Source organism: Nitrosococcus wardiae, from assembly GCF_004421105.1.
Taxonomy (GTDB): Bacteria; Pseudomonadota; Gammaproteobacteria; order Nitrosococcales; family Nitrosococcaceae; genus Nitrosococcus; species Nitrosococcus wardiae.
In genome coordinates, this window is record NZ_CP038033.1 from 978,110 (window position 1) to 1,001,780 (window position 23,671).

26 protein-coding genes are annotated in these 23,671 nt (G+C 50.6%); 13 read left to right on the forward strand and 13 right to left on the reverse strand.

Annotation, left to right across the window (positions count from 1 at the left end; translation table 11 throughout):
* The first annotated feature begins 160 nt into the window (after positions 1–160).
* The gene (locus tag E3U44_RS04730) at positions 161–838 is read left to right on the forward strand and encodes a transporter substrate-binding domain-containing protein (protein WP_134356902.1); all 678 of its coding nucleotides are present in this window, start codon (positions 161–163) and stop codon (positions 836–838) included.
* A gap of 4 nt (positions 839–842) precedes the next feature.
* On the opposite strand, the gene E3U44_RS04735 is transcribed toward E3U44_RS04730, so the two are convergent.
* The 6 genes from E3U44_RS04735 to E3U44_RS04760 form a co-directional block, all read right to left on the reverse strand.
* A complete protein-coding gene (locus E3U44_RS04735) occupies positions 843–1,250 on the reverse strand; it encodes a ClpXP protease specificity-enhancing factor (protein WP_134356903.1) in 408 nt (135 codons plus the stop codon).
* A 17-nt stretch (positions 1,251–1,267) separates the two neighbouring features.
* Positions 1,268–1,906 (reverse strand): glutathione S-transferase N-terminal domain-containing protein, encoded by a 639-nt coding sequence (locus tag E3U44_RS04740; protein ID WP_134356904.1) that lies wholly within the window; start codon positions 1,904–1,906, stop codon positions 1,268–1,270.
* 187 nt (positions 1,907–2,093) lie between these two features.
* The gene (locus E3U44_RS04745) at positions 2,094–2,828 is read right to left on the reverse strand and encodes a cytochrome c1 (RefSeq protein WP_134356905.1); all 735 of its coding nucleotides are present in this window, start codon (positions 2,826–2,828) and stop codon (positions 2,094–2,096) included.
* The gene (locus E3U44_RS04750) at positions 2,825–4,051 is read right to left on the reverse strand and encodes a cytochrome b (RefSeq protein WP_134356906.1); all 1,227 of its coding nucleotides are present in this window, start codon (positions 4,049–4,051) and stop codon (positions 2,825–2,827) included. Before E3U44_RS04750 ends, E3U44_RS04745 begins: the two co-directional genes overlap by 4 nt.
* Complete coding sequence (gene petA, locus E3U44_RS04755; RefSeq protein ID WP_134356907.1) at positions 4,051–4,671, reverse strand: ubiquinol-cytochrome c reductase iron-sulfur subunit; 621 nt, start codon at positions 4,669–4,671, stop codon at positions 4,051–4,053. Before petA ends, E3U44_RS04750 begins: the two co-directional genes overlap by 1 nt.
* A gap of 141 nt (positions 4,672–4,812) precedes the next feature.
* On the reverse strand, positions 4,813–5,475 hold the full coding sequence (locus tag E3U44_RS04760; protein WP_134356908.1) for a DUF1614 domain-containing protein: 663 nt from the start codon (positions 5,473–5,475) through the stop codon (positions 4,813–4,815).
* A gap of 271 nt (positions 5,476–5,746) precedes the next feature.
* On the opposite strand from E3U44_RS04760, the gene E3U44_RS04765 reads away from it, so the two are divergent.
* The 4 genes from E3U44_RS04765 (at position 5,747) to E3U44_RS04780 (ending at position 9,747) form a co-directional block, all read left to right on the forward strand.
* Positions 5,747–6,061 carry an FmdB family zinc ribbon protein gene (locus E3U44_RS04765; protein ID WP_134356909.1) on the forward strand — a complete coding sequence of 105 codons (315 nt, stop codon included), beginning with the start codon at positions 5,747–5,749 and terminating at the stop codon, positions 6,059–6,061.
* 274 nt (positions 6,062–6,335) lie between these two features.
* Entirely contained in the window at positions 6,336–8,123 is a 1,788-nt protein-coding gene (gene aspS, locus E3U44_RS04770) for an aspartate--tRNA ligase (protein ID WP_134356910.1), read from the forward strand.
* Between the two features lie 242 nt (positions 8,124–8,365).
* A complete protein-coding gene (gene nadA / locus E3U44_RS04775; protein ID WP_134356911.1) occupies positions 8,366–9,463 on the forward strand; it encodes a quinolinate synthase NadA in 1,098 nt (365 codons plus the stop codon).
* Positions 9,464–9,519: 56 nt separating this feature from the next.
* On the forward strand, positions 9,520–9,747 hold the full coding sequence (locus tag E3U44_RS04780; protein WP_134356912.1) for a zinc-finger domain-containing protein: 228 nt from the start codon (positions 9,520–9,522) through the stop codon (positions 9,745–9,747).
* 89 nt (positions 9,748–9,836) lie between these two features.
* On the opposite strand, the gene E3U44_RS04785 is transcribed toward E3U44_RS04780, so the two are convergent.
* Positions 9,837–10,037: a DUF2905 domain-containing protein gene (locus tag E3U44_RS04785; protein ID WP_134356913.1), complete on the reverse strand. Its 201-nt coding sequence runs from the start codon at positions 10,035–10,037 to the stop codon at positions 9,837–9,839.
* A 41-nt stretch (positions 10,038–10,078) separates the two neighbouring features.
* Here E3U44_RS04785 and E3U44_RS04790 point away from each other — a divergent pair, with 41 nt between their 5' ends.
* Positions 10,079–11,029 carry a Nudix family hydrolase gene (locus E3U44_RS04790; RefSeq protein WP_134356914.1) on the forward strand — a complete coding sequence of 317 codons (951 nt, stop codon included), beginning with the start codon at positions 10,079–10,081 and terminating at the stop codon, positions 11,027–11,029.
* A 5-nt stretch (positions 11,030–11,034) separates the two neighbouring features.
* On the opposite strand, the gene E3U44_RS04795 is transcribed toward E3U44_RS04790, so the two are convergent.
* From E3U44_RS04795 to pilB, 6 genes are all read right to left on the reverse strand, one after another.
* On the reverse strand, positions 11,035–11,223 hold the full coding sequence (locus E3U44_RS04795) for a DNA gyrase inhibitor YacG (RefSeq protein ID WP_134356915.1): 189 nt from the start codon (positions 11,221–11,223) through the stop codon (positions 11,035–11,037).
* On the reverse strand, positions 11,220–11,987 hold the full coding sequence (gene zapD / locus E3U44_RS04800) for a cell division protein ZapD (RefSeq protein WP_134356916.1): 768 nt from the start codon (positions 11,985–11,987) through the stop codon (positions 11,220–11,222). Before zapD ends, E3U44_RS04795 begins: the two co-directional genes overlap by 4 nt.
* A 72-nt stretch (positions 11,988–12,059) precedes the next feature.
* Positions 12,060–12,659 carry a dephospho-CoA kinase gene (coaE, locus tag E3U44_RS04805; protein WP_134356917.1) on the reverse strand — a complete coding sequence of 200 codons (600 nt, stop codon included), beginning with the start codon at positions 12,657–12,659 and terminating at the stop codon, positions 12,060–12,062.
* 48 nt (positions 12,660–12,707) lie between these two features.
* Positions 12,708–13,577: a prepilin peptidase gene (locus E3U44_RS04810; RefSeq protein WP_134356918.1), complete on the reverse strand. Its 870-nt coding sequence runs from the start codon at positions 13,575–13,577 to the stop codon at positions 12,708–12,710.
* A 19-nt stretch (positions 13,578–13,596) separates the two neighbouring features.
* Entirely contained in the window at positions 13,597–14,817 is a 1,221-nt protein-coding gene (locus E3U44_RS04815; RefSeq protein WP_134356919.1) for a type II secretion system F family protein, read from the reverse strand.
* Positions 14,818–14,821: 4 nt separating this feature from the next.
* A complete protein-coding gene (pilB, locus tag E3U44_RS04820; protein ID WP_206054890.1) occupies positions 14,822–16,537 on the reverse strand; it encodes a type IV-A pilus assembly ATPase PilB in 1,716 nt (571 codons plus the stop codon).
* A gap of 164 nt (positions 16,538–16,701) precedes the next feature.
* On the opposite strand from pilB, the gene lptM reads away from it, so the two are divergent.
* The 7 genes from lptM to E3U44_RS04855 all read left to right on the forward strand — a co-directional run bounded on the left by lptM (position 16,702) and on the right by E3U44_RS04855 (position 23,466).
* Entirely contained in the window at positions 16,702–16,887 is a 186-nt protein-coding gene (gene lptM, locus E3U44_RS04825) for an LPS translocon maturation chaperone LptM (RefSeq protein ID WP_206054891.1), read from the forward strand.
* Between the two features lie 3 nt (positions 16,888–16,890).
* Complete coding sequence (gene lysA, locus E3U44_RS04830; protein WP_134356920.1) at positions 16,891–18,141, forward strand: diaminopimelate decarboxylase; 1,251 nt, start codon at positions 16,891–16,893, stop codon at positions 18,139–18,141.
* 60 nt (positions 18,142–18,201) lie between these two features.
* Positions 18,202–18,873 (forward strand): class I SAM-dependent methyltransferase, encoded by a 672-nt coding sequence (locus tag E3U44_RS04835; RefSeq protein ID WP_134356921.1) that lies wholly within the window; start codon positions 18,202–18,204, stop codon positions 18,871–18,873.
* 38 nt (positions 18,874–18,911) lie between these two features.
* Positions 18,912–19,742, forward strand: a complete 831-nt coding sequence (dapF, locus tag E3U44_RS04840) for a diaminopimelate epimerase (protein ID WP_134356922.1) — start codon at positions 18,912–18,914, stop codon at positions 19,740–19,742.
* Complete coding sequence (locus E3U44_RS04845; RefSeq protein ID WP_134356923.1) at positions 19,739–20,470, forward strand: DUF484 family protein; 732 nt, start codon at positions 19,739–19,741, stop codon at positions 20,468–20,470. Before dapF ends, E3U44_RS04845 begins: the two co-directional genes overlap by 4 nt.
* Before the next feature lie 6 nt (positions 20,471–20,476).
* On the forward strand, positions 20,477–21,379 hold the full coding sequence (xerC, locus tag E3U44_RS04850) for a tyrosine recombinase XerC (protein ID WP_134356924.1): 903 nt from the start codon (positions 20,477–20,479) through the stop codon (positions 21,377–21,379).
* A 158-nt stretch (positions 21,380–21,537) separates the two neighbouring features.
* Complete coding sequence (locus E3U44_RS04855; RefSeq protein ID WP_134356925.1) at positions 21,538–23,466, forward strand: diguanylate cyclase; 1,929 nt, start codon at positions 21,538–21,540, stop codon at positions 23,464–23,466.
* Positions 23,467–23,671 lie beyond the last annotated feature (205 nt).

A 23,671-nucleotide genomic window follows, 5' to 3' on the forward strand; every position in this document is an offset into this window, starting at 1 on the left:
GTGATACTATTTACTATGGTGCCTGCCCTCTCCCAAACGGTAGGGGAGAATAACGGAAAGTCCTAAGAGTCTGCGCCGATCCCAATAATCTACCCTATTCTGACCGTCAAAAGCGCGGATTTGAAAACAAAATTGCCGAGCTTTTTGCGAAAGATTTAGGTTGGGATTTAGAGTATATATCTGGTTTCCACAGCGAATAGGGTTTATTCGGAATACCCTCAAAAAACCTGTTCCTGCTGAGAAACGATATCGCTGCGATTTGGTTTTGGGCGTACCGACGGGTTACGACTTGGTTGCAACCACTAAGCCCTATTATCAATCAACCTACACCATGGTTTACCGCAAGAAGAGCGGGTTGGACCTCAAAAGTGTTCAAGATATTGCGACCCTTCGGCAGGAGCAGGGCAGACGCCTCAAGGTGGCGGTCTTTGACCGTACGCCGGGGGTCGATCTTCTGGTGAAATACCATATTCTGGATCAGGCGCTCTCTTATCAGCTGCAAACAGGCGATGTAGAGGCTTACCACGGCCGGATATTGGAGACCGATCTTTTAGAAGGCAAATTTGATGTGGCATTAATTTGGGGGCCTATTGCGGGCTACTTTGCCGCTAAAAGTCCGGAAAGTTTAGTGCTGATCCCCTTACATAGTGAGCCGAATATACGTTTAGAGTACGCGGTATCAATGGGAGTTCGTCGAGGCGAGGACGCATGGAAAGCCACGATTCAGGATTTTTTGGATCGCAGAAAAGAGCAGATTAAAGCTATTCTTACTGACTACCATATTTCCTTGGTGGATAAAAAGGAGGGGTTTTTGGCGAAAAGGGAACCAATCAGGTAGCCAGCTATTTGACTACTCGCAAAGAGGGTTTGCGATCCCCTTTGTCGGAAGAAGGTGGAGAGGGACCGCCGCCACCGTTATCCTCTTCTGGAAAAACCATTCCCTGTCCGTTCTCCCGGGCATAAATAGCCAAAGTAGCGCGAACGGGAAAGATCACTTTGTAGGGGCTACCGGAGAAGCGGGCAGAAAAGCTGATCCAGTCATTTTCGAGAGAAAGCTCACGCACAGAGTTGGGATGGACATTGAGAACGATTTTGCCATCAGTGACATGCTGTGGAGGAACATTAACACCGGGCATTGCAGCATCTACCAGTAGGTGAGGGGTTAAACCATTATCGACAATCCACTGGTATAAGGCCCGAATTAGGTAAGGGCGGCTGGAGGTCATGGGGGGGGTGGGGTTATCAACCATGACGTGCTTGGATCCCTTCAGACGGTAGTGGTGTTTTTTGCTCGTATTTCCCGCTCCGCATTGCTCAGACTTTTCTGGAAAGAATCCCGGGAGAAAATACGATTAGCATATTCCTCAACAAGCTTCGCTTGAGGGGGTAGCTTAACGTCTAGAGCGGGCAACCGCCATAGCAGAGGCGCTAAGGCGCAGTCTAACAAAGAAAACTCTTCATTCATAAAGAAAGGTGTTTTTTCGAAAGCTGGGCTCAATACGGTGAGATCCTCGATCAGCATTTTGCGAGCTTTAGGCCCTATGCTAGATCGAGGTGTATTGCCAAGCAAGCGGTACCACTCCCGATCAATACGGTAAAGCATAAGTCGAATACGTGCCCTGGAAATGGGATCTACCGGCATTAAGGGGGGATGGGGAAATCGCTCATCGAAATATTCCATGATGACCTGTGATTCGTACAATACCAGATCCCGATCCACAAGAGTAGGAGTCGAGTTGTACGGATTGAGCTGAACCAAGTCCTCCGGCAAACGATCTGGATCTATATCAATGATATCTGTGGAAATATTCTTTTCTGCCACGACGATACGGGTACGGTGGCAAAGCGGGCATAAAGGATCTGAATATAAGGTTGTTATAGAACGCTTACTAGGTGAAAGGGCCATAGAACCTTCTTCCCCACATTCCTACTCCTGTGAGCACCCTTATGAATATTTTGATTTATATAGTCACAGGGCGTTGGACAGTTTTTGCCAGCTGACGGTCCACCCTCAAACTTTACCGGCATTTGCTCAATTGGATCCGGTTGAAGCAGGGGTTGAGCTGGGCAAAAACTGTCCGAATTATCTTACCTCAATGAACGTCTTTCCAATATTCCTTTTTGAGGAAATAGGCAACGCCACAAAAGAGTGCGATGTAGAGCAGCACCCAAGGGCCAAGTTTTTCCCGCTCAAGCCGAGCAGGTTCGCTCACATAGGTCATAAAATTAACCAAGTCATCTAGCATCTGCTCGTACTCGCTGGGAGTCAGGGCCCCTTCAACGGCCAATTCAAACTCTGTGCTGTGGGTTTCATCCCCCTCTTCCTCTTTCTTACCCGCAAGTTGTTGCCATCCTTGCAGGGGCCACAACACATGAGGCATGGCCGTATCCTTGAATACCAGATTATTAACCCCGGTGGGACGGTTTGGATCCAAGTAAAAGGTTCGCAGGTAAGTATGCAACCAGGCGGGGCCTCGGGAACGAGCCACCAAAGATAAGTCTGGCGGAGCGACACCAAACCAGCGTTCGGCATTCTCGGGTTTCATAGCGATAGTCATGGCGTCATGGATCTTATCCGTGGTAAGCATCAGGTTATCAGCAACCTGCTCTTCGGTTAGATCCAGGTCCTCTGCCATTCGGCTATAGCGCATGTATTGGGCTGAATGGCAGCTGAGGCAGTAATTAACGAAAACCTGTGCACCCCGTTGCAAGGAGGCCTTATCGTTGAGATCGATCTCCACACTATCCAAAGGATAGCTGTTTGATACGGCCCAAACTAACGTGGTCGATGAGAAGAAGAGGAACAAACAAGCAATAATTCTTTTCATTTTGAGGTCACCCTTTCTGGAACGGGTTTAGTTTTGTCCAGTTTGGTGTAGATCGGCATTAGCAGGAAGAAAGCAAAATAAAAGGCTGAAAATACCCTGGCAAACATGGTCAGCAGCGGTGTGGCAGGTTGTGTGCCCAGATAGCCTAATCCCACAAAGCTAATAACAAAGAGTCCTATGGCAGACTTAAAAAACAGCCCCCGGTAACGGATAGATTTGACCGGACTGCGATCCAGCCAGGGCAGGAAAAACCATAGGAAGATGGCAGCATCCATGGCGATGACACCTAATAACTTGTCAGGTATCGATCGCAATATGGAGTAGAAAGGAGTGAGATACCACAGAGGTCTGATATGCTCCGGTGTGGCTAGGGGATTGGCCGGTTCGAAGTTAGGATGTTCCAAGAACCATCCCCCTAGCTCAGGCGCATAGAAAACGACCCAGGCAAATAGGAACAGAAAGATCCCAAATCCCCACAAATCTTTGACAGTATAATAAGGGTGGAACGGAATGCCGTCTAAGGGGAGACCATTGGAGCCTTTTTTCTCTTTGATTTCTACTCCGTCTGGGTTGTTGGAACCTGTTTCGTGCAGCGCCATAATGTGAGCGACGACCAGTGCAATCAGCAGCAAGGGCATTAGAAATACATGGAAGGCGAAGAAGCGGTTTAAGGTGGCGTCAGAGACTACATAATCGCCGCGAATCCATTCGGCTAAGCCTTCGCCAATGATTGGAAAAGCCCCAAAGAGAGAGATGGTGACCTGGGCACCCCAGTAGGACATTTGTCCCCAGGGTAGCAAGTAACCCATAAACGCCTCTGCCACCAGGGTAAGGTATATTAATACTCCGATGATCCACACCATTTCCCGGGGTTTCTTATGGGAGCCATAAATTATTCCGCGGAACATGTGGAGATAGATCAGAATAAAAAATGCGGAGGCCCCAGTAGAATGCATGTAACGGATTAACCAGCCCCATTCCACATCCCGCATGATGTATTCAACAGAGCCGAAGGCTAGATCAGCCGCTGGTTTGTAATTCATGGTCAAGAAGAGCCCAGTGACCAACTGGATAACCAGCACCAACATGGCCAGAGAACCAAAAAAATACCAAATATTGAAATTTTTTGGCGCGTAGTATTCCGACGCATGCTCCTTCCATAGTTTGGAGAGTGGAAGGCGGTTATCAATCCATTTAAATGTTTGATTTATAATTTTTTTCATTAGGCTGCCTCCCCTGGGGTTTCACCAACTGGGGTTTCACCAATCAGAAGACGGTTTTCCGCAAGGAAACGATAGGGCGGCACTATTAGATTTGTCGGTGCGGGGACTCCTGCGTAGACCCGACCCGACATGTCAAAACGAGAACCGTGGCAAGGGCAGAAAAATCCACCTTGCCAATCAGGGCCTAAATCAGGTGGGGCAACCTCCGGGCGGAAGGTGGGGGAGCAGCCCAAGTGGGTGCAAATCCCGATGACTACGAGGACGTCAGGTTCAATGGAACGATAAATGTTCTGGGCGAAGGGGGGTTGTTGAGATTCCTCTTCGCTTAAGGGGTCACGGAGCGTACTGCTCTCTGTAAGCGCCTCTACACTTTCTATCTCTTCCTGGGTTCGGCGGAGAATCCAGACCGGTTTACCACGCCATTCAACGGTCATAAGTTGGCCAGGTTCAAGATTGCTGATATCGACTTCTACGGGGGCGCCAGCAGCTTGAGCTCGCTCGCTAGGTTGCATGGACTTGACAAATGGTACTGCTGTAAAGCCTATGCCAACCCCTCCGACCACTGTCGCAGTAGTCGTCAAAAAGCGGCGTTTGCCCTGATCGACGCTATCTGTGCTCATATATTTTGCTCCCTTAACTAAAGGCAGATGACGAGAATTGTTATTTAATAATTGCTTTAATATTCAACTAAAAGAAGTCTGGAGCGGTGTTTGCATCGCGCAATTCTACCACAAAGAGCCGGAAAACTTGGTCATGATGGGTTAAGCCAGCAGAACGGCGAGGATACCGGTGATAAAAATACCGTCAAATGTACCGGCGCCGCCGATGGAAGCGATTGGCGTGCCCATCTGACGAACATCCTTGAGGCGCAAAATATCTGCGCCAAGTAAAACTCCCAGGGTCCCGGCAATATAAGCGAGAGGTGCCCGATACTCAGGAGCGATGAGCTGGGCGGCAAGCGCCGCAGAAAGGGGAGCAATAAAGATAGGCATCCCAATTCCCATCCCCGGTATGGGCCGGCTAAAAAGATAACTCACTGTACTGACCGCAGCAATTCCTAGAATCGCCTGATTTAACGCTAGGCCGCTGTTTTGAAATAAATAGAGCGAGAAAGTCAAAGGGATGAGGCATCCTCCCGCATTGACCGCAATTATTGTCTTCCCGTGAAAAGGTCTTTGTGGTGGGCGCAGTAGGCCCAACCGGGATTTGCTCTGGAATGATTCGGGAGGGCATTGCGCGGTGATGGAAAATAATGGCAGGTTAATAAGGCTTCCAAACAAAGATCCAAACAAGAGTATCGCCGCAGACTCAGGAGAAAGGCCTAATTTTTCCACGGCCAAGGTCAAGGCCCCGATTTGGATAAAGGCTATCAGAAAGCTGATAAGGAAAAAAGCAAGCAAAAGATGAAGAGGTGAGAAAGGCATAGCTGTTGTGCCAAGGCAACTGAGTCTACAGAACTCATATTAAGAAAGCGGAAATTGTAACACCCCCCCATTAATCCGCAAAGGCGTTGAAATAGAACATATTGTCCCCATATTGAGCAGGTGGCTTAATAGGATGCTAAAAAGGTCCCTCTACCAGCGCCCTTGTGAGCCTAAAGAGCACGATTAATGTGACGTTAATTTTTTGATTTTTTAGTTTATTTTGATTTCCCTACCTATACTTAAACGTTGAAATGGAATGAGGAATTGGACTATGCCCATCTATGAATATCGCTGCCAGGCTTGTGGTCACGAAATGGAGCTGTTGCAAAAGATAGCCGATGAGCCATTACGGGAATGTCCCTCTTGTGGCGAAGGGCAATTACGTAAATTAGTGTCTGCCGTTGGGTTTCGGCTCAAAGGTGGGGGGTGGTACGAAACTGATTTTAAAAACGGTGACAAGCGAAACGTGGTGAGTTCTAGCGACGGCTCTAAAGATAAAGAAGATTCTGGAAAAGCCAAGGACAAGCAGGCGGGAGCCCCTGCGGCTAAACCGACAGACAGTTCCCCTGCCGCTACCTCGGGTTAGCGGGAATGGGAACTCTTTAGCTATTGCGTTTATCATGTTCGATGATGACGGATTAGATACGCAATGGGTTATTCCCGCGTAGGCGGAAATCTAATCGCTGCCTGAAAAAACGGGATAGCTGCCTATGCGGGAAGGACAACTCCGAGGCTATAGTGTAAATCCTGTGGGATTTAGGTAAGGGCAAAATTCTAGCCTTGTTGCACAGGCTGACCGTGAAGCCGTAATATTCGTCATTTTGTTTTAACGTTTCCTAGTATATGTTAAGGATTTCTCCATGCGCAGCCACTATTGCGGCGACCTTTCTGAAGCCCATATTGATCAAGAAGTCACCCTTTGCGGTTGGGTAAACCGCCGCCGAGACCATGGAGGTGTGATTTTTATTGATCTCCGTGATCGGGAGGGCTTAATCCAATTGGTCTTTGACCCAGAGGATTCTCCCGAAAATTTTAGGCATGCTGAGCAGGTACGGAGTGAATATGTCCTCCAAGTCAAGGGCCGGGTGCGGCACCGACCGGAAGGGACTGAAAATCCGGATCTAAAGACGGGCAAAATTGAAGTACTGAGTCAGGAGCTTGTTTTACTGAATGCTTCAGAAACGCCGCCGTTTCCCGTTGATGAAAAATTAGAGGTGAGCGAGGAAGTCCGGCTGCGCTATCGTTACATTGACCTCCGGCGGCCGGAAAGTTTGCAGCGTCTGCGGTTCCGCTCGGAAATTATCCGACAACTGCGCAAGTTTTTGGATGAGCGGGGATTTCTCGATATCGATACCCCCGTTCTGACTAAGTCGACTCCCGAGGGTGCCCGTGATTTTCTGGTTCCAAGCCGGACTCATCCTGGCCAATTTTTTGCTTTACCTCAGTCCCCCCAATTGTTCAAACAGCTCCTAATGATTGCCGGGGTGGACCGTTACTATCAGATGGTGCGTTGTTTTCGCGATGAGGATTTGCGGGCTGACCGTCAACCCGAGTTTACTCAGCTCGACATAGAGACTTCATTCCTTCATGAGGATGAGTTTATGGGGTTGATGGAAGAGATGATTAAGGAGCTATTTGCCACGGTATTAGAAGTACCCCTCCACACGCCGTTCATTCGGATGCCCTACGCCGAGGCTTTGGCCTGCTTTGGTTTGGACAAGCCTGATTTGCGTATTCCCCTAAGATTGGTGGAAGTAGGGGATTTGATGAAGATGGTGGAGTTTAAGGTCTTTGCCGAACCGGCCCAAGATCGGGACGGGCGAGTCGCTGCGCTACGGTTACCTGGTGGTGGCAAGCTTAGCCGTAAAGAGATTGATGACTACACTAAGTTTGTGGCTATCTATGGTGCCAAGGGTTTGGCCTATATTAAGGTGGTTGAGCGTCGTCGGGGGCGGGAGGGATTGCAGTCTCCTATCCTTAAGTTCTTGCCTGATGAGGTGATTGGCGCCATTCTGGACCGCACGGGTGCTGAGGATGGAGATGTCATCTTTTTTGGCGCTGACAAAGCTTCCATTGTCAATGAAGCTCTTGGAGCTTTGCGAGAGAAGCTAGGCCACGACCACGGCTTAGTGGAACATGGCTGGCGCCCTCTTTGGGTGATAGATTTTCCCATGTTCGAGTGGGATGAGACCAGTAGCCGCTGGAGTGCTTTACACCATCCTTTTACTTCTCCTAAAGAGGAAGACCTTCCCCTGCTGGAGCAAGATCCAGGCGCTTGTCGGTCTCGCGCCTATGATTTAGTGCTAAATGGTACTGAGGTGGGGGGGGGCTCTATGCGTATCTTTCGCTCCCAGGTCCAGACTCAAGTTTTTCGTTTGTTAGGGATTGGCGATGAAGAAGCCAGGGAAAAATTCGGGTTTCTATTGGATGCGCTGAAATATGGTTGTCCGCCCCATGGGGGGATTGCATTTGGGTTGGATCGCCTGGTGATGTTGATGACTGGAAGCGCTTCAATCCGAGAAGTCATCGCTTTTCCCAAGACTCAAACGGCGACTTGTCCCCTTACAGGGGCGCCTGGCCCGGTTGCAGAGGCGCAATTACGCGAACTCGGGATTCGAGCGCGCAAATCAACTCCAGAGAAGGGGTAGATCATTAAATCTCAATAGGAGTCTTTTGAAAGAAGGGACCTGTTTTCAGAAAAACTAGGCGGCCAGCCGCTAACGCGCTACGTTCAAGATCCCCTGTAAGAGAGACTGAGAGAGGCTGTACTTGCGTTATTGTTGAAATTCAACCGCTTCTTTTTTACCCATTAGGGGCTACCTATTTGTTATAATTCTTTAGTAAAATAGTAAAGTATTTATTTTTTACCGTCCCTAGCGAAGATAAAAAGATGGCTGAAGCGGCAGTAATTCAGAGCTACATTGATCTTAGTGATACTGAGTGTGAGGACCGGATTGCCAGAGCCAAAGCGGCTTTAGGCTCACAGGTCGTTATCCTTGGACACCACTATCAACGGGAAGAAGTTTTCCAGTTTGCTGATTATTCTGGCGACTCCCTCAAATTGTCACGTCAGGCCGCTGCTTCAGATGCCCATTATATTATTTTTTGTGGTGTCCATTTTATGGCTGAAGTGGCAGATATTCTGTCTCGCCCTGAACAAAAGGCTATTCTCCCTGATATGGCCGCAGGTTGTGCTATGGCCGATATGGCTGACTTAGCCAAGGTGGAGCGGGCCTGGCGGGAATTAGGCGAAATTTTGGAGCCTGAACAAGAGGTGACTCCGGTCACTTATATCAACTCTGCCGCCAACCTCAAGGCCTTTTGCGGTCGCCACGGGGGTATCGTTTGTACCTCAAGCAATGCCCAGGCTGTCCTTAAATGGGCCTTTGACCGTCGTGAAAAGGTGTTGTTTTTCCCTGATCAGCACTTGGGGCGGAATACTGGCTATAGTATGGGGATTCCGCTAGAAGAAATGGTGGTTTGGGATTTTAATCAGCCCTACGGGGGGTTAACTCGGGAGCAGATTCAGGCGGCCCGGATAATCCTCTGGCAAGGTCACTGTTCGGTGCATCAAATGTTCCAGCCGGTCCATATCGATCGTTTTCTGGAGCGCTATCCTGATGCAAAAGTTATCTCTCATCCCGAGAACAGCTTCGAGGTCTGCCAAAAGTCCCATTATGTCGGTTCAACCGAATACATCATCAAGACTATCCGGGAGGCAGAGCCCGGTACCCGTTGGTTGGTGGGGACCGAGCTTAATTTGGTGAATCGCTTGCGTGAGCATTACAAAACGGAAGGTAAATCTATCCACTTTATGTCACCTACGGTATGTATGTGCTCAACCATGTTTCGGATTGATCCCCAGCATTTGGCCTGGAGCTTGGAAAACTTGATTTCCGGGCAAGTCGTGAATCAAATCAAGGTGCCCGAAGAAGAAGCTGAGCTTGCCCGCTTGGCTTTGACTCGGATGTTGGAGGTCTCCCCCTAAAGCAGGTAATATTCTTTATTACCTAAAACTCCGTAAATAACTACCAGTGAATAGATATGGCCGTGAGCGAAACAACAACTTCAGATACTAATACTTCTCCAACCCATGGAACCCAGGCTAATGAAGCCTGCCGTTATGAGGTCACGCGCGCGGATTTACCCTTATCTTGTCCAATGCCCTCTATGGAATTATGGAACTCCCACCCCCGGGTTTATCTCCCTATTGAAGAAACGGGGCGGGAACGTTGCCCCTATTGTGGGGCGATATATGTGCTCAAGGACTAAAGGGAACAGAAGTCAATAAGATCAGGCTAGCAAAGCTCGAAGTTTAGGATAGCTATTTAATTCCCTTTATTATGAAGTAGGCTAACTGCTTAGCGGCGAAACAGCCAAAAGAGTAAGGAAAGAATCAAACTAATTAAGATGGATGTGGTAATCGGGAAATAAAAACGGAAATTTTCTCGCTCAATGACAATATCGCCGGGTAGTCGGCCGAGGCCCAATTTGGTTAGCCATGGCCAGAGGACCCCTATCACAACCAATATGAGTCCCAGAGTGATCAGCAGTCGCGACATTACACCTGGCCTTAGCACCGTTTTACAAAATAATTCTTTTTATGATACTACAGGTGGCCGCAGGTGCAATCTTTAATGATCAGGGCCAGGTATTGTTATCCAAACGCCCTTCCCATGTTCACCAAGGTAATTTGTGGGAATTTCCGGGAGGCAAGCTCAATCCAGGTGAGAGTGTAGCTCAGGCCCTTTCCAGGGAGTTGTGGGAAGAGCTCGGGATCCGAGTCCTCCAAGCCCGCCCCTTATTACAAGTGCATCATGATTATCCGGATCGGTCTGTGCGGCTCCATACGTGGCGAGTCGATCGCTTTTCTGGCATGGCGAGGGGCCAAGAAGGGCAACCTGTGGAATGGGTTCGACCTGCGGATTTAAGCAGCTATCCTTTCCCGGCGGCTAACCAACCCATCGTCACGGCGGTACGTCTGCCATCCACTTATCTTATTACGGGGGGGCCGGTTGAGGATCTGACAGTATTCTTAGACCGTTTACTCCAGTCATTGCAAGCCGGGGTACGGTTGGTCCAGCTGCGGGCTAAAAATCTTAGTCCGCTGCATTACCAAACTTTGGCACGAGAGGCTCGGCGCTTGTGTTTGGAGCATGAGGCAGTCTTATTGCTGAATACCTCACCAACCCGGGCTGTGGAGTTGGGCGCTGATGGGGTGCATCTGACCAGCGAGCGTTTGCTGCGCCTCTCCCAACGGCCCTTGGGAGTGGATAGATGGGTAGCGGCTTCCTGCCACAACCCTCAACAACTGGCCCACGCTGCCAGAATTGGCGTCGATTTTGCCGTACTCGGACCGGTCCTTGAAACGCCTTCCCATCCACAAGCATCCCCCTTGGGTTGGGAGCGGTTCCAAACCTTGGTGGCGCAAGCTCCTTTTCCCGTTTACGCCTTAGGAGGCATGGAACTGGAGCATTTGCAGGAAGCGTGGCATCGGGGGGCCCAAGGTATTGCCGCTATTCGAGCCTTGTGGGGGCATGGGCCTAAAAGCTAATGCTGTTACTCTTCTGAAGAAGGGCTGGGTTTTACTTCCTCTCCTGGGATCCGATGGGTTTCTGTGGCCCAGGCACTGAGATCAATCAGTCGGCAGCGTTCGCTACAGAAAGGACGCCAGGGGTTTTCCTGGGACCAGAGGGTTTCACGGCCGCAGGTGGGGCAATGGATATACCGTTTTCTATCCTCACTCATATAGCACAACAGCATAGCTCGAAGGAGATGTCTTCTTCAACGGGTTGGGTTGGCTTATCAATAGAAAAAACCATGAAGCGTATGCTAAAACGATGTTTTCCCCCACTGATTTCCGGAAAGCAATCGCTATCGGGAGGCAGCAGTACCCTGACCATTTGGTAAGGCGTGTGGGTATCTAAATTTTGCTGATAAAACCCCCCTTTAGCCACTTGCGGTGTAGGAGGAGCACTGCTTCGAATGAGCTGAAGAATTAATTCCGTAGCGTTGCGGATAGGATCAAAGTCTTGAAACCAATTTTCGAGATCCGAAACGCGTTGTTCAGCCGGCGATCTTCGCCAGTAGTGATAGTTAGGCAGATCAAAGTCACAGGCACCACCGGGGATAGTAGATCGTTGCCGGATGCTATGGAGGAACTCGCTATCTTTAAGCTGTTGCCCAAGTTGCATATTATTAGCCCGTAGGGTGTCAGCCAGGCTTTCAATCTGTTGCAAGAATTCGTCTAGGCGTTCTCGATCCACATGGGGGGACTTTTGGAGACGCGACAGATTAGTTTGTAGGCGTTCTAGTTCTTTGATAGCTTCGGTTTTTAGATCACTTCGGCCAAAGATAGTCAGTAATTCGAATAGGCCAGTGAGTGCACCCTGGCTATCCCATTCTGACTCGCCCGGCAGGTAGTGCTGGACCTGGCGGAATAGGAACTCGAGTCTTAGCAGGGTCCGGACTCTTTCGTTAAGCGGTTGTTCGTAAAAATTTTTATTTAGCACAATAATCCTAGAAACAGCAGTAAACTAAACATTTTCGATCAGGTTGAGGTGAGTAGCAAATGCTAGGAAGTGCTAGGAAGCCAAGGAGAGATATTTTTGGTGGCAACGCTCAATTTGGCGATGCAGGGTGGCCAAATCGGTATCATTGACGATGATATCATCAGCGGCGGCGAGTCGAACCGCGCGGGGGCATTGGGTCCGAAGAATGGCATCAATTTCCTCATCTGAAAGCTGGTCCCGGGCTTTAACCCGATGGCGTTGGATGGCCTCAGGGACATCAATTACCAGAATTCGGTCAATAGAGCCTTCCTGAGCAGTTTCTATTAGCAAGGGAATGATGAGAATGCAGTAAGGCGTTGTCAACTGAGTAGCCCGGTGATGCATTTCTTGGAGTATTCGGGGATGCAATATTGCTTCTAGGCGGGCTTTTAATGTTTCATTGGCAAATACGAGACGGCGTAAGCGAGCCCGATCGAGCATTCCTTGAGCGTTTAATATTTCTTCGCCAAAAGTGGTAATAATCTCAGCAAGGGCCGGCTGGCCAGGTTCGACTAATTCTCGGGCGATGGTATCGGTATCAATGACAGGGACGCCTAATTCGGCAAAAATCTGAGCTGCTGTAGATTTACCGCTACCAATACCGCCGGTGAGTCCAACCTTGTAAATAGGCATTTTCAGCAACCTATGTTTACGGCTCCGTAGTTTAGGGAAAGCTGCAGCTTAGCCGAGTCCGGTGAAGGAGAGATAAAAATGGTTGATATCCTGTCCCCACATCAAGGCTAACCAACCCGCAGCTGCAAGATAAGGGCCAAAGGGGAGGGGGGTTTCTCGGTGTTGGCTGGAAAGAGAGAGCCATATGGTACCCAGTAGGGCGCCTACCAGTGAGGAAAGTAGAATGATAGCAGGGAGCATCGTCCAGCCCAACCAGGCACCAAGGAGTGCTAAAAGTTTGAAGTCGCCATATCCCATTCCCTCTTTTTTGGTAAGCAGCCGAAACAGATGGTAAACCAGCCATAGGGAAAGATAGCCTGCCATGGCGCCAATAAGGCTGGTTCGGACATCCGTAAATACCTCAAATAAACTTAGTCCTAATCCAAACCAAAGAAAAGGAAGGGTAATACTGTCGGGCAGCAGTTGGTGATCAAAATCAATAAAGGTAAGCGTAATAAGGGCATAACTCAAGAGCAAAGCGGCAATGGTTTCCCAGCTGGTGCCAAAGTGCCAAGCTACGGCAGCAGAAAGCACGCCGGTTAAAAGCTCTACCAGGGGATAGCGGGGGGAAATAGAAGCGCCGCAGTGATTGCAGCGTCCCAGTAACAGGAGATAACTGAATAAGGGAATGTTCTCCCAAGCTTGTATTTTGTGGCGACACGCTGGACAGCGAGAGCGGGGGACGAACAGGTTGAATGGTTCCTGCTCCGGTAGGGACTTACCATGCAGTTCCGCACACTGGCTCTTCCACTGTCTTTCCATCATGAGGGGAAGGCGGTAAATCACCACATTAAGGAAACTGCCTACCACTAAGCCTAGTACAAAGGCTGAAGCCACAAAGGCAATCAGATGATTCTCAAAAAAGGCAATAACTTCCATGAACCCCTATCAAATCCAGTTAAACGACCGAGCCCATCTTGAAGATGGGTAAGTACATGGCGATGACAAGGCCGCCCACCAAAACCCCTAGTATCGCCATGATAAGAGGCTCTAGCAAGCTACTTAGGGCATCAACGGCATTATCGACTTCCTCCTCATAGAAATCGGCTACTTTGGCTAGCATCTGATCGATTGAGCCTGCTTCTTCACCAATAGCTACCATCTGCACCACCATATTAGGAAATAATTGGCTGCTGCGCATAGCCGCTTGTAACTGAGTCCCGGTGGAGACCTCATCACGCATGCGGAGGATGGCCTGAGCATAGACGGAGTTGCCAGCAGCGCCAGCCACAGAGGCCATTGCTTCAACCAAGGGAACGCCGGCGGCAAACATGGTCGAGAGGGTACGGGCATAGCGGGCGATAGTTGCCTTGTTCAGGATATCGCCAATCACCGGCAGCTTGAGTAGTAGTTTATCGAAGAGATGGTTGATCTTGCGTGAGCGCCGCCTGGCTTCGATAAGGCTATAAATGGCGACCCCCATGCCTCCAAAAATAGCCCACCACCACTCTTGAAAGAGGGCGGAAAGCTGGAGTACTAATAAGGTGAGGGCGGGGAGATCGGCGCCGAAATTCTGGAACAAGGTTTGAAATTGGGGGATAACGAAGATAAGCAAAATAGCGGTAATGATAAAAGCCACCACCACTACGGCGGTAGGATAGAATAGCGCTTTTTTTATCTTTCCCTTTATGGCCTCTGTCTTTTCTTTGTAAGTGGCGATTTTATCCAGCAATGTCTCAAGGGTACCGGACTGCTCCCCGGCATTGACCAGGTTACAAAAAAGGTCGTCAAACTGCCTTGGGTGTTTCTTGAGGGCTTCAGCCAGCGTGCCGCCACCCTCCACTTCCCCCTTGATATTTAGGACCAGCGCTTGCATGGAGGCGTTTTCATGGCCGCGACCTATGATTTCAAAGGCCTGAACCAATGGTACGCCCGCGGACATCATCGTTGCCAGTTGGCGGCTAAAAATAGCGATTTCCTTAGGGGTGATTTTTTTCTTGCCTCGGCTAAACAAAGGCGTGGGTTTTTTCCGGACCTTTAAGGGTACAATGCCTTGTCGCCGTAGATCGGCTTTCACCATGCTAGTGTTTTTGCCGTTCACCTCGCCTTTAACCCGCTGCCCCTGCCGGTTGGCGCCTTCCCAGACAAAAATCTGCTGCTTCGTGGCTGCTTGCGCCATCAGATTACTCCTTCGTCACGCGGTTGATTTCCTCTAAACTGGTAATCCCATCAATAACTTTTTTGAGCCCAGACTGGCGTAGATCGACCACTCCTTCCTTTTTAGCTTGCTCCGAGAGCTCCATGGAGTTGCCCCCTGCCATAATGATGCGCCCCATCTCCTCGGATACCGGCATGACTTGATAGATGCCCACTCGGCCCTTATAGCCTCCTGAGCAGCGCTGGCAGCCTACTGCTTTATAAATAGTGGGTGAGGCGTCGAGCTGGGCTTGGGTGAAACCTTCTTCTAATAAGGCTTCCTGAGGGATCTTCTCGGGAGCTTTACATCGGGAACAAAGGCGCCGTGCCAAGCGCTGGGCAATAATCAGAGAGACTGCCGAGGCAATGTTGTAGGAAGCCACCCCCATGTTTAATAACCGAGTCAGGGTCTGGGGTGCGTCATTGGTGTGGAGGGTGGAAAGCACCATATGACCGGTTTGGGCCGCTTTGATGGCAATTTCAGCCGTTTCGAGATCCCGAATCTCACCTACCATGATGACATCAGGATCTTGACGTAAAAAGGCTCTTAGGGCTCCAGCAAAGGTCAACCCTACCTTCGGGTATACGTTAACCTGATTAATGCCGGGCAGGTTGATTTCGGCCGGATCCTCGGCGGTGGAGATATTACGGTCCGCGGTATTAAGAATATTCAGCGCGGTATAAAGAGAGACGGTTTTACCGCTGCCAGTGGGGCCAGTAACCAGCACCATCCCGTAAGGCCGGTGGATAGTTTCTAGAAAGATTTGTTTTTGTTTTTCTTCATAACCGAGGGCGTCGATTCCCAATTGGGCGCTGGAGGGGTCCAGGATACGAAGGACGATTTTCTCACCAAATAAAGTAGGACAGGTATTGACACGAAAGTCAATTGCTCGGTTTTTGGAGATATTCATTTTCATGCGCCCATCTTGGGGCACGCGCCGTTCGGAAATATCCAAGCGGGCCATCACCTTAAGGCGAGCTGCTAGCCGGCTTGCTAGGCTTACGGGAGGGCAAACGACTTCCCGCAGCACCCCATCTTGGCGGTATCTAATCCGATAGATTTTCTCATAGGGCTCAAAATGGATATCCGAGGCCCCCTGATGAATGGCATCCAATAGGGCCTTATTAATAAAGCGTACTACAGGTGTATCATCGACGTCAGATTCGATAGAATTTTGCGGGGTCTCCTCTTCGCCCCCGGAAATGTCGAGATCATCTAATGCGGTATCATTCAGATCGGCAAGGGAAGTGTCTTGGGCCTCCATGGCCCGATCAATAGTTTGTGCTAGCTTATCTTCTTCAACGAGGATAGCTTCGGTATTAATCCCCGCGTGGAATTTAATTTCGTCTAATGCCTGGAGGTTGGTGGGATCGGCCACGGCAACGAACAGGCGATTCCCGCGCTTGAAAATGGGTAATGCTTGATGCTGGCGGATTAGTTTTTCTTCCACCAGGCCTTTGGGAAGGCAGTCCAAATCCAACGCATCGAGATCGAAGAGAGGAATGCCAAATTCCTGTGAGGCCGCTTGGCTAATATCCAGGCTTTTGAGTAGTTTTTGCTGGACTAAGTAAGTGACAAAAGGAATACTGGCCTTGCGGGACTGCTCATGAGCCTGCAGGGCATCCGCTTCGCTAAGTAGCCCATCTTCCACTAAACGGCGGGCCAGACCGTTCATTATGATCTGTGCTCCAGGGGTTGCCATATATTCTAATGTACCTCCAGTAGGGGGGATATTCCGTGGCGACAATCTCAATAATGGAAGGTCTCTGGGAGCGGATTCCCCATGCGACATTTAAAGATATCGCGAGTTTTGGCTAATTCTTGAGGTCGTTGGTAGAGATCAAAGAGCAAGAAGTGGCGAAAATCATGACTAAAAAACCGCTACAATGGGCACTTTACTTTCTTAAGGAGGCAAGCATGGGGCTGCGACGCAGGAAGGGGGCGCTAGGTCTTACTGCGCTATTGTTTTTAGGGGTGTTGGTGACAGGTTGTGGCCAAAAGGGGCCGCTTTATATACCAAAAGAGAAAGGGATGATGCAAAAGGCAATCTGATCTATGGACCATTTTCACTACCACGATAATACTTTATGGGCGGAAGAGGTTCCTTTGCCGGAGATTGCAAGCCGCTTTGGTACGCCTTGTTACGTTTATTCTCGATCCATGATTGAGCATCAATGGCAGGCATTCGACCAAGCTTTCCAGGAGTATCCCCACCGGGTATGCTACGCGGTGAAGGCTAACTCTAATCTAGCCGTTTTGAATATCCTAGCCCGTTTGGGATCGGGATTTGATATCGTTTCGGTGGGGGAACTCGAACGGGTGCTCGCCGCAGGAGGCGATCCTGGGCAAGTAGTCTTCTCTGGGGTGGGCAAGCGGGCTGACGAGATGCACCGGGCCCTTACCGCCGGTATTGCCTGCTTTAACGTGGAATCTGAAGCCGAATTAGCGCATTTAAACCACATTGCCGGGAAGTTAGGGCGGCGAGCGCCGGTGTCCCTGCGGGTAAATCCCGATGTGGATGCGCGTACCCATCCTTACATTGCAACGGGGCTGCGTGAAAATAAATTTGGCATAGAAATTGACCAGGCTCTAGAAGTCTATGCCCATGCTGTTACCTTGCCTTATATTGATATCCTCGGTGTGGATTGTCACATTGGTTCTCAGCTCACTTCTTTATCTCCCTTCTTGGCTGCTCTGGAACGGGTTTTAGCGTTAGTCGACCAGTTAGCTGAGCGGGGGGTTGAGGTCCGTCATATTGATCTTGGGGGGGGGTTGGGAATTACCTATCGGGATGAAACACCGCCTAGTCCGCAGCAATATGCCTCTGCTTTGCGAGAAAAATTGGCGGGAAGAAATTTGGAGGTTTGGATCGAGCCTGGTCGGGCCATTGTCGGCAATGGAGGGGTGTTGTTAACCCGGGTTGAGTATCTCAAACATACTCCCCAGAAGAATTTTGCCATTGTGGATGCGGCGATGAATGATCTGCTCCGCCCGGCGCTCTACGATGCTTGGCAAGAAATTATCCCGGTGACGATTGGCACCGATGGCCAGTCGCACTTCTTTGATGTGGTGGGGCCGGTATGTGAGACCGGCGACTTTCTCGGTAAACAGCGTCATCTTGCCCTCGGGGTTGGGACGTTGCTGGTGGCACGGGCCGCCGGGGCCTACGGCTTTACCATGAGCTCCAATTATAATTCTCGGCCACGGGCAGCTGAGGTGATGGTGGACGGCAGTGAGGCCTATTTGGTACGGAAGCGGGAAACCGTGGAATCTCTCTATGCCGGTGAATCGATCTTACCTGAATAGTGTGTTATTTATCATTTCCCTGTTAAAGAGCATAAAACAAGTAGTCGTGATGTCCTAGCCGTGAAACGTATCCCCGAGCCTGAATTAATGGAAGATGAGGCCCAAGCTCAGGCCTATGCTGAGGCTGATTTTTCCGAGCCCAACAGCCATTTTATAGAACTGCTGCAGGCGGCTTTTCCCCCTGGCACCATTAAAGGCCATGTGCTCGATTTGGGCTGCGGTCCAGGAGATATTACCTTGCGGGTCGCACAGGCCTGGCCTTCCTGTACTGTCCATGGCGTAGACGGCGCTGCCGCCATGTTGCAGCATGGACAACGAGCGCTTAGCCAAGCGGGGTTGGGGGAGCGGGTCCAGTTCATACACGGGCGGTTGCCAGAGGTCCGATTGCCCCGGGGGAAATACGATGTACTCATCAGTAATAGTCTGCTCCATCATCTGCTTGAACCGGCCGTTTTATGGGATTGCCTCAAGCGCTACGGCGCCCGGGGCGCGCCGGTTTTTATTATGGATCTCCGCCGTCCGGCCACCCGCCATGAGGTCAAGGCTTTGGTGGAACACTATGGGGTCGGCGAGCCGGAGATCCTGCAGCGAGATTTTTTCAATTCATTGCTGGCGGCCTTTGAGCCGGAGGAAGTCCAAGGACAACTGGTTCAAGCGGGGCTTGATTCGTTGCAGGTGGAGGTGGCGAGCGATAGACACTTGACTATTTCAGGTTTGTTGGCCCCTTCTTAGGGAGTGCAATTAGTTAGTTTTTGATAAATAAGCATAAAATGCGAATTGCCTTTACCAAGATGCAGGGTCTGGGCAATGATTTTGTGGTGATTGACACCATTTCCCAGCCATTATCTTTAACTGCTTCCCAGGTACGTCGGATTGCCGATCGCCGCCTAGGCATAGGCTGTGACCAAGTGCTGTTGGTAGCGCCGCCTCCCTCTCCGGAGGTTGATTTTGGTTATCGGATTTTTAACGCTGATGGGGGAGAAGTGGAACAGTGTGGTAACGGTGCCCGCTGCTTTGCCCGCTTCGTTCGGGAACAAGGCCTTACCGGTAAAGAAAGGTTGCAAGTCCAGACCGCTGGTGGCGTTATTCATTTGCACCTAGAGACTGATAAGCAGGTCACCGTGGATATGGGGGTGCCCCGTTTTGCCCCCGATGAGATCCCGTTTAAAGCAGACCATGAGGCAGACTATTACCTGTTGGAATTCGATAAACAGCGCGTAGAAATTGGAGCCGTATCCATGGGCAATCCCCACTGCGTGCTGCGCGTGCCAGAGATTGATACTGCCCCTATAGCCTACTGGGGACCTATACTGGAAAGGCACCCCCGCTTTCCCCAGCGGGTTAATGTGGGTTTTGTCCAAGTCATCTCCCCTGGCCATATCCGTCTGCGGGTCTATGAGCGAGGTGCAGGAGAAACCCCCGCTTGTGGAACTGGGGCCTGTGCGGCAATGGTGATAGGCCGACGGCGGGGCTGGCTGAGTGGGCAAGTTTATGTGGACCTGCCCGGTGGGCGTTTAGGTATTCACTGGGCGGGTGAGGGTCAATCTGTTTGGATGACAGGGCCGGCAGAAACCGTGTTCGAGGGGACTATCGAGCTATGAAAAAGAGAGCTAGAGCAAAAGAGGCGCCCAAAACTCAGCTAGAGGAAGAGCGAGGGCGTGAACAAGCGGTAGTGGAATACCTACGTACCCATAAGGATTTTTTTATTCACCATTCGGATCTTTTGAGTGAACTGACCATTCCCCACCCCAGCGGTGATGCCATTAGCCTAGTGGAGCGACAATTAGCACTGTTGCGAGAGCAGAACCGGGAGTTAAAGTGGCAATTACGGGATTTGATTGAAAACGCTACGGCGAATGATAATTTAAGCAAGAAAGTTCACCAATTCGCTCTGACAGTGCTGTCGGCGGCGACTCCCCAGGCCATGCTAGAAGCTTTGTTTTCCTCTTTGCGGACTGATTTCGAAGTCGATGTTATTGCATTACGGCTGTTTTTTGATGACCCATCCTCGCCGTCTCCTTTTTCGGATCATCCTGAAGTAGTGTTAGTTTCTCGAAATGCACCTGAACTGGAAGTGTTTAGCAGTATTTTGAAAAGCTCTCGGCCCATTTGTGGCCGGCTCACTGCAGAGCAGGGCGCATACCTGTTTGGGGACGCTGTGGAGCAGGCGGTGTCTTGTGTTCTGATTCCCCTCGGTGAGGAGCAGCGTAGAGGCTTGCTTGCTATAGGCAGTCAGGAGCCGAACCGGTTTCGTGCCGATCTAGGCACGATGTTTCTGGATTATTTGGGGGCTATTGTGGAGCGGGCTTTGCATCGTCATTGGACATAGCAGACCATGGAAGAGGAACAGCAGACTTGGATTCAGCGCTTTCTCACCCATCTCCAGTATGAGCGGGGTCTCTCAGGGCAAACTATCGTCAGTTACCGCCGTGATCTTGCAAAGGTGGTTGCTTTTTGTGATCGTCATGGAATCCGGGGATGGGGAGAGTTAGATGCCCAAAAAGTCCGGGCACTGGTGGCTACCCATCACCAAAAGGGGCTTTCTGGGCGTAGTATCCAGCGTCTATTATCGGCCCTCCGCAGTTTTTCCGCCTATCTGCAGCGGGAAGGCGTTATGAATAATCACCCGGCACAAGGCGTTTCTGCACCGAGAGGGAAGCGCCAATTGCCCCGTACCCTCGATGTGGATCAAGTTGCCCAATTATTGAACGGGAAACCTAGCACAGAGCTGCTGCTTCGCGATCAGGCCATGCTGGAGTTGTTCTACTCCTCCGGGCTCCGATTGGCTGAGTTGGTGGGGCTGAACTTGAGGGAATTAGATCTAGAGGCCTCCTTAGTGCGGGTCGTGGGTAAGGGTGCCAAAACCCGGGAAGTCCCCCTCGGCCGGCAGGCGAAAGCAGCTCTCTTGGCTTGGCTTCCAGTGCGGGCGGCATGGACCCGTCAAAACCAAGACGCCGTCTTTGTGTCTCGGCGAGGCCGCCGTCTGTCGCCCCGTGCGGTACAGAAACGGCTGCGTATTTGGGGGTTGCGGCAGGGACTCGATGTGGCTATCCATCCCCATCGCTTGCGGCATGCTTTTGCGTCCCATTTACTGGAATCCAGTGGTGATTTACGAGCCATACAGGAATTGCTGGGTCATGCCGATATCAGTACGACACAAGTTTATACGCATTTAGATTTTCAGCATCTCGCTAAAGTTTATGATCAAACCCACCCTCGGGCTAGGAAAAAGTATTAACTGGTCACAGTTTGGCTCCAGGATCTGAAAAAATAGAAGTTGCAACCGATACAAGTATAAGTTCCACAAAGATGATTTAAAGAAATGGGTGGGCTTTGATAGGTAGTCGAAGCGGATAGCCACCCGTTGCGCTTGTTCAGCTATTAGGGATCCACAGAATGACGGTTGCCACTCGATTTGACGAACTCAAAGCTATGGGGGATCTGCCCTCTCCTTCTGGGGTTGCCCTAGAGATTATGCGCCTCACCCAGCGCGAAGATACCTCCATACAAGATCTGGCAAAGGCCATTCAGACCGATCCGGCCCTTTCGGGAAGGTTGCTTAAGCTAGCCAACTCTGCCTATCTGGGAGTCCGCCGCCCTGTGATTGCCATCGAAGATGGCATAAGACTGCTGGGGATGCAAGCCATTCGGCATTTTGCCCTCGGGATCTCCGTGCTCTCCAATTGCGGCCATGGCCGCTGTGAAGGGTTTGATTATCTAAAATTTTGGTCCCATTCCTTGGCCACTGCTCTTGCTGCCCAAGCACTTGCGAATTTGGACCGTGCTGTGGCCCCAGAAGAGGCCTTTACCTGTGGTTTACTCGCGCGTGTGGGCAAGCTGGCTCTGGCAAGCATCTATCCGGATGGCTATACGGCCGTCCTGTTGTCAATTCCCCATGAAGATGAGCAAGCCCTAATCGTTTGTGAACAAGAGAAATTTGCCACTGATCATAGGGAATTGACCAGAGCGCTTTTGGAAGATTGGGGCTTGCCTGTTATCCATGTGGATGGGGTCGCCGCGAGTTATCAACTTGGGCTAGAGGATTTGGAGGACAATTCGCGGGTACAGCGGCTTGCCAGGCAACTCCATCTTGCCGGCCGGATGGCTTGGCTTTGTGTTGCCCAAACCGTTGATCAGCCCCATTGCTTGGCCCATTTGGAGGAGCTTGCCCCCAGCTTAGAATTAGACAAGGTGCTTGTAGGTCAATTGCTCGAAAAGGTGACCCAAGAGTGGACCGAGTGGGGGCGGTTATTGGATGTGCCTACCCAGGAAGTTCCCTCTCTAGCCGAGCTCAAAGAGGGGCTTCAAGCGAAGATGAGGCTGCAAACCTCCCTCCGGGAGGTTGAGTTTCTCCCTCTTAGGATTTTACTGGTTAGCGATGATGAATTGAACCTTAAGCGGCTTTCCGGCTGGCTTGAGGGCATGGGGCATTCAGTGACTAGCGCCGGTGAGGCGAGTGAAGGACTTTCCCTGGCTTTGAGCAAGCAACCCCAAGTGGTCATTTGTGAACGGCGCATACCGGGGATGGATTGCTTGGAGTTTTGCCAGAGCTTGCGGCAAACCAAGTTTGGCCAACAAGTTTATATTATCGTGTTGACCTGTTCGGAGAATGGAGATGACGCCATCCAGGCTTTCGAGGCAGGGGCTGATGATCATCTTGCAAAGCCTTTGAGTCCTAGACTTTTACAAGCCCGCCTTTGGGGTGGGCAGCGCCTTATTCGACTTCGGCAAGAAGTGGAGCGGGAGCGGGAGGCCACCCGCCGTTACCTAGCTGAACTCGCTGTCGCTAACCGGCGTCTGGAACAGATGGCGATGACTGATTCGTTGACTGCGCTGCCTAATCGCCGTTATGCAATGGAGCGGATGGAGCAGGCATGGGCTGAATATCAGCGTAATGGAACCTCCTTATCCTGCTTGGTCGTAGATTTGGATTTCTTTAAACAGATCAATGACCATTATGGTCATGATATCGGCGATGGCGTATTGCGAGAGATTGCCAATGTGCTCCGCCATTCAGCCCGTAGCAGTGATGTGGTCTGCCGCTTAGGTGGCGAAGAGTTTTTCGTCATCTGCGCCAATACCACGGCTGCCGAAGCGTTGCAGGTGGCCGAGCGATTACGCCGTGCTGTAAAAAGCCATCGCTGGACCGTGCCGGGTTTCGATGGGGACTTAAGTATTAGTATAGGTCTGGCGGCAAGTTTAGAAGGGATGAAAGAATGGGATGATCTTTACCGCCTGGCTGACCAAGCCCTTTATAATGCCAAACACAAAGGCCGAGACCAGATTTGCATGGCGCGATCGCCAGCGCCAGATGAAAAAGATTGATTTGTTTCTAAAACCCTGAAATTAATTTCATCCTTTCTGTTCTATTACCCTGCCCTATCTTTAATGCCCTAGCTCTGTCTGCGCAGGCAATCAAACTTACCCCTTCGCCAATTATTTTCTCTCCTCACTTTTCTTTATTAATCCCCTCTGTACTCCATAATTAACCATTTCTTAACATTCCTTAAAAAGGGTTTATGGGGATTTC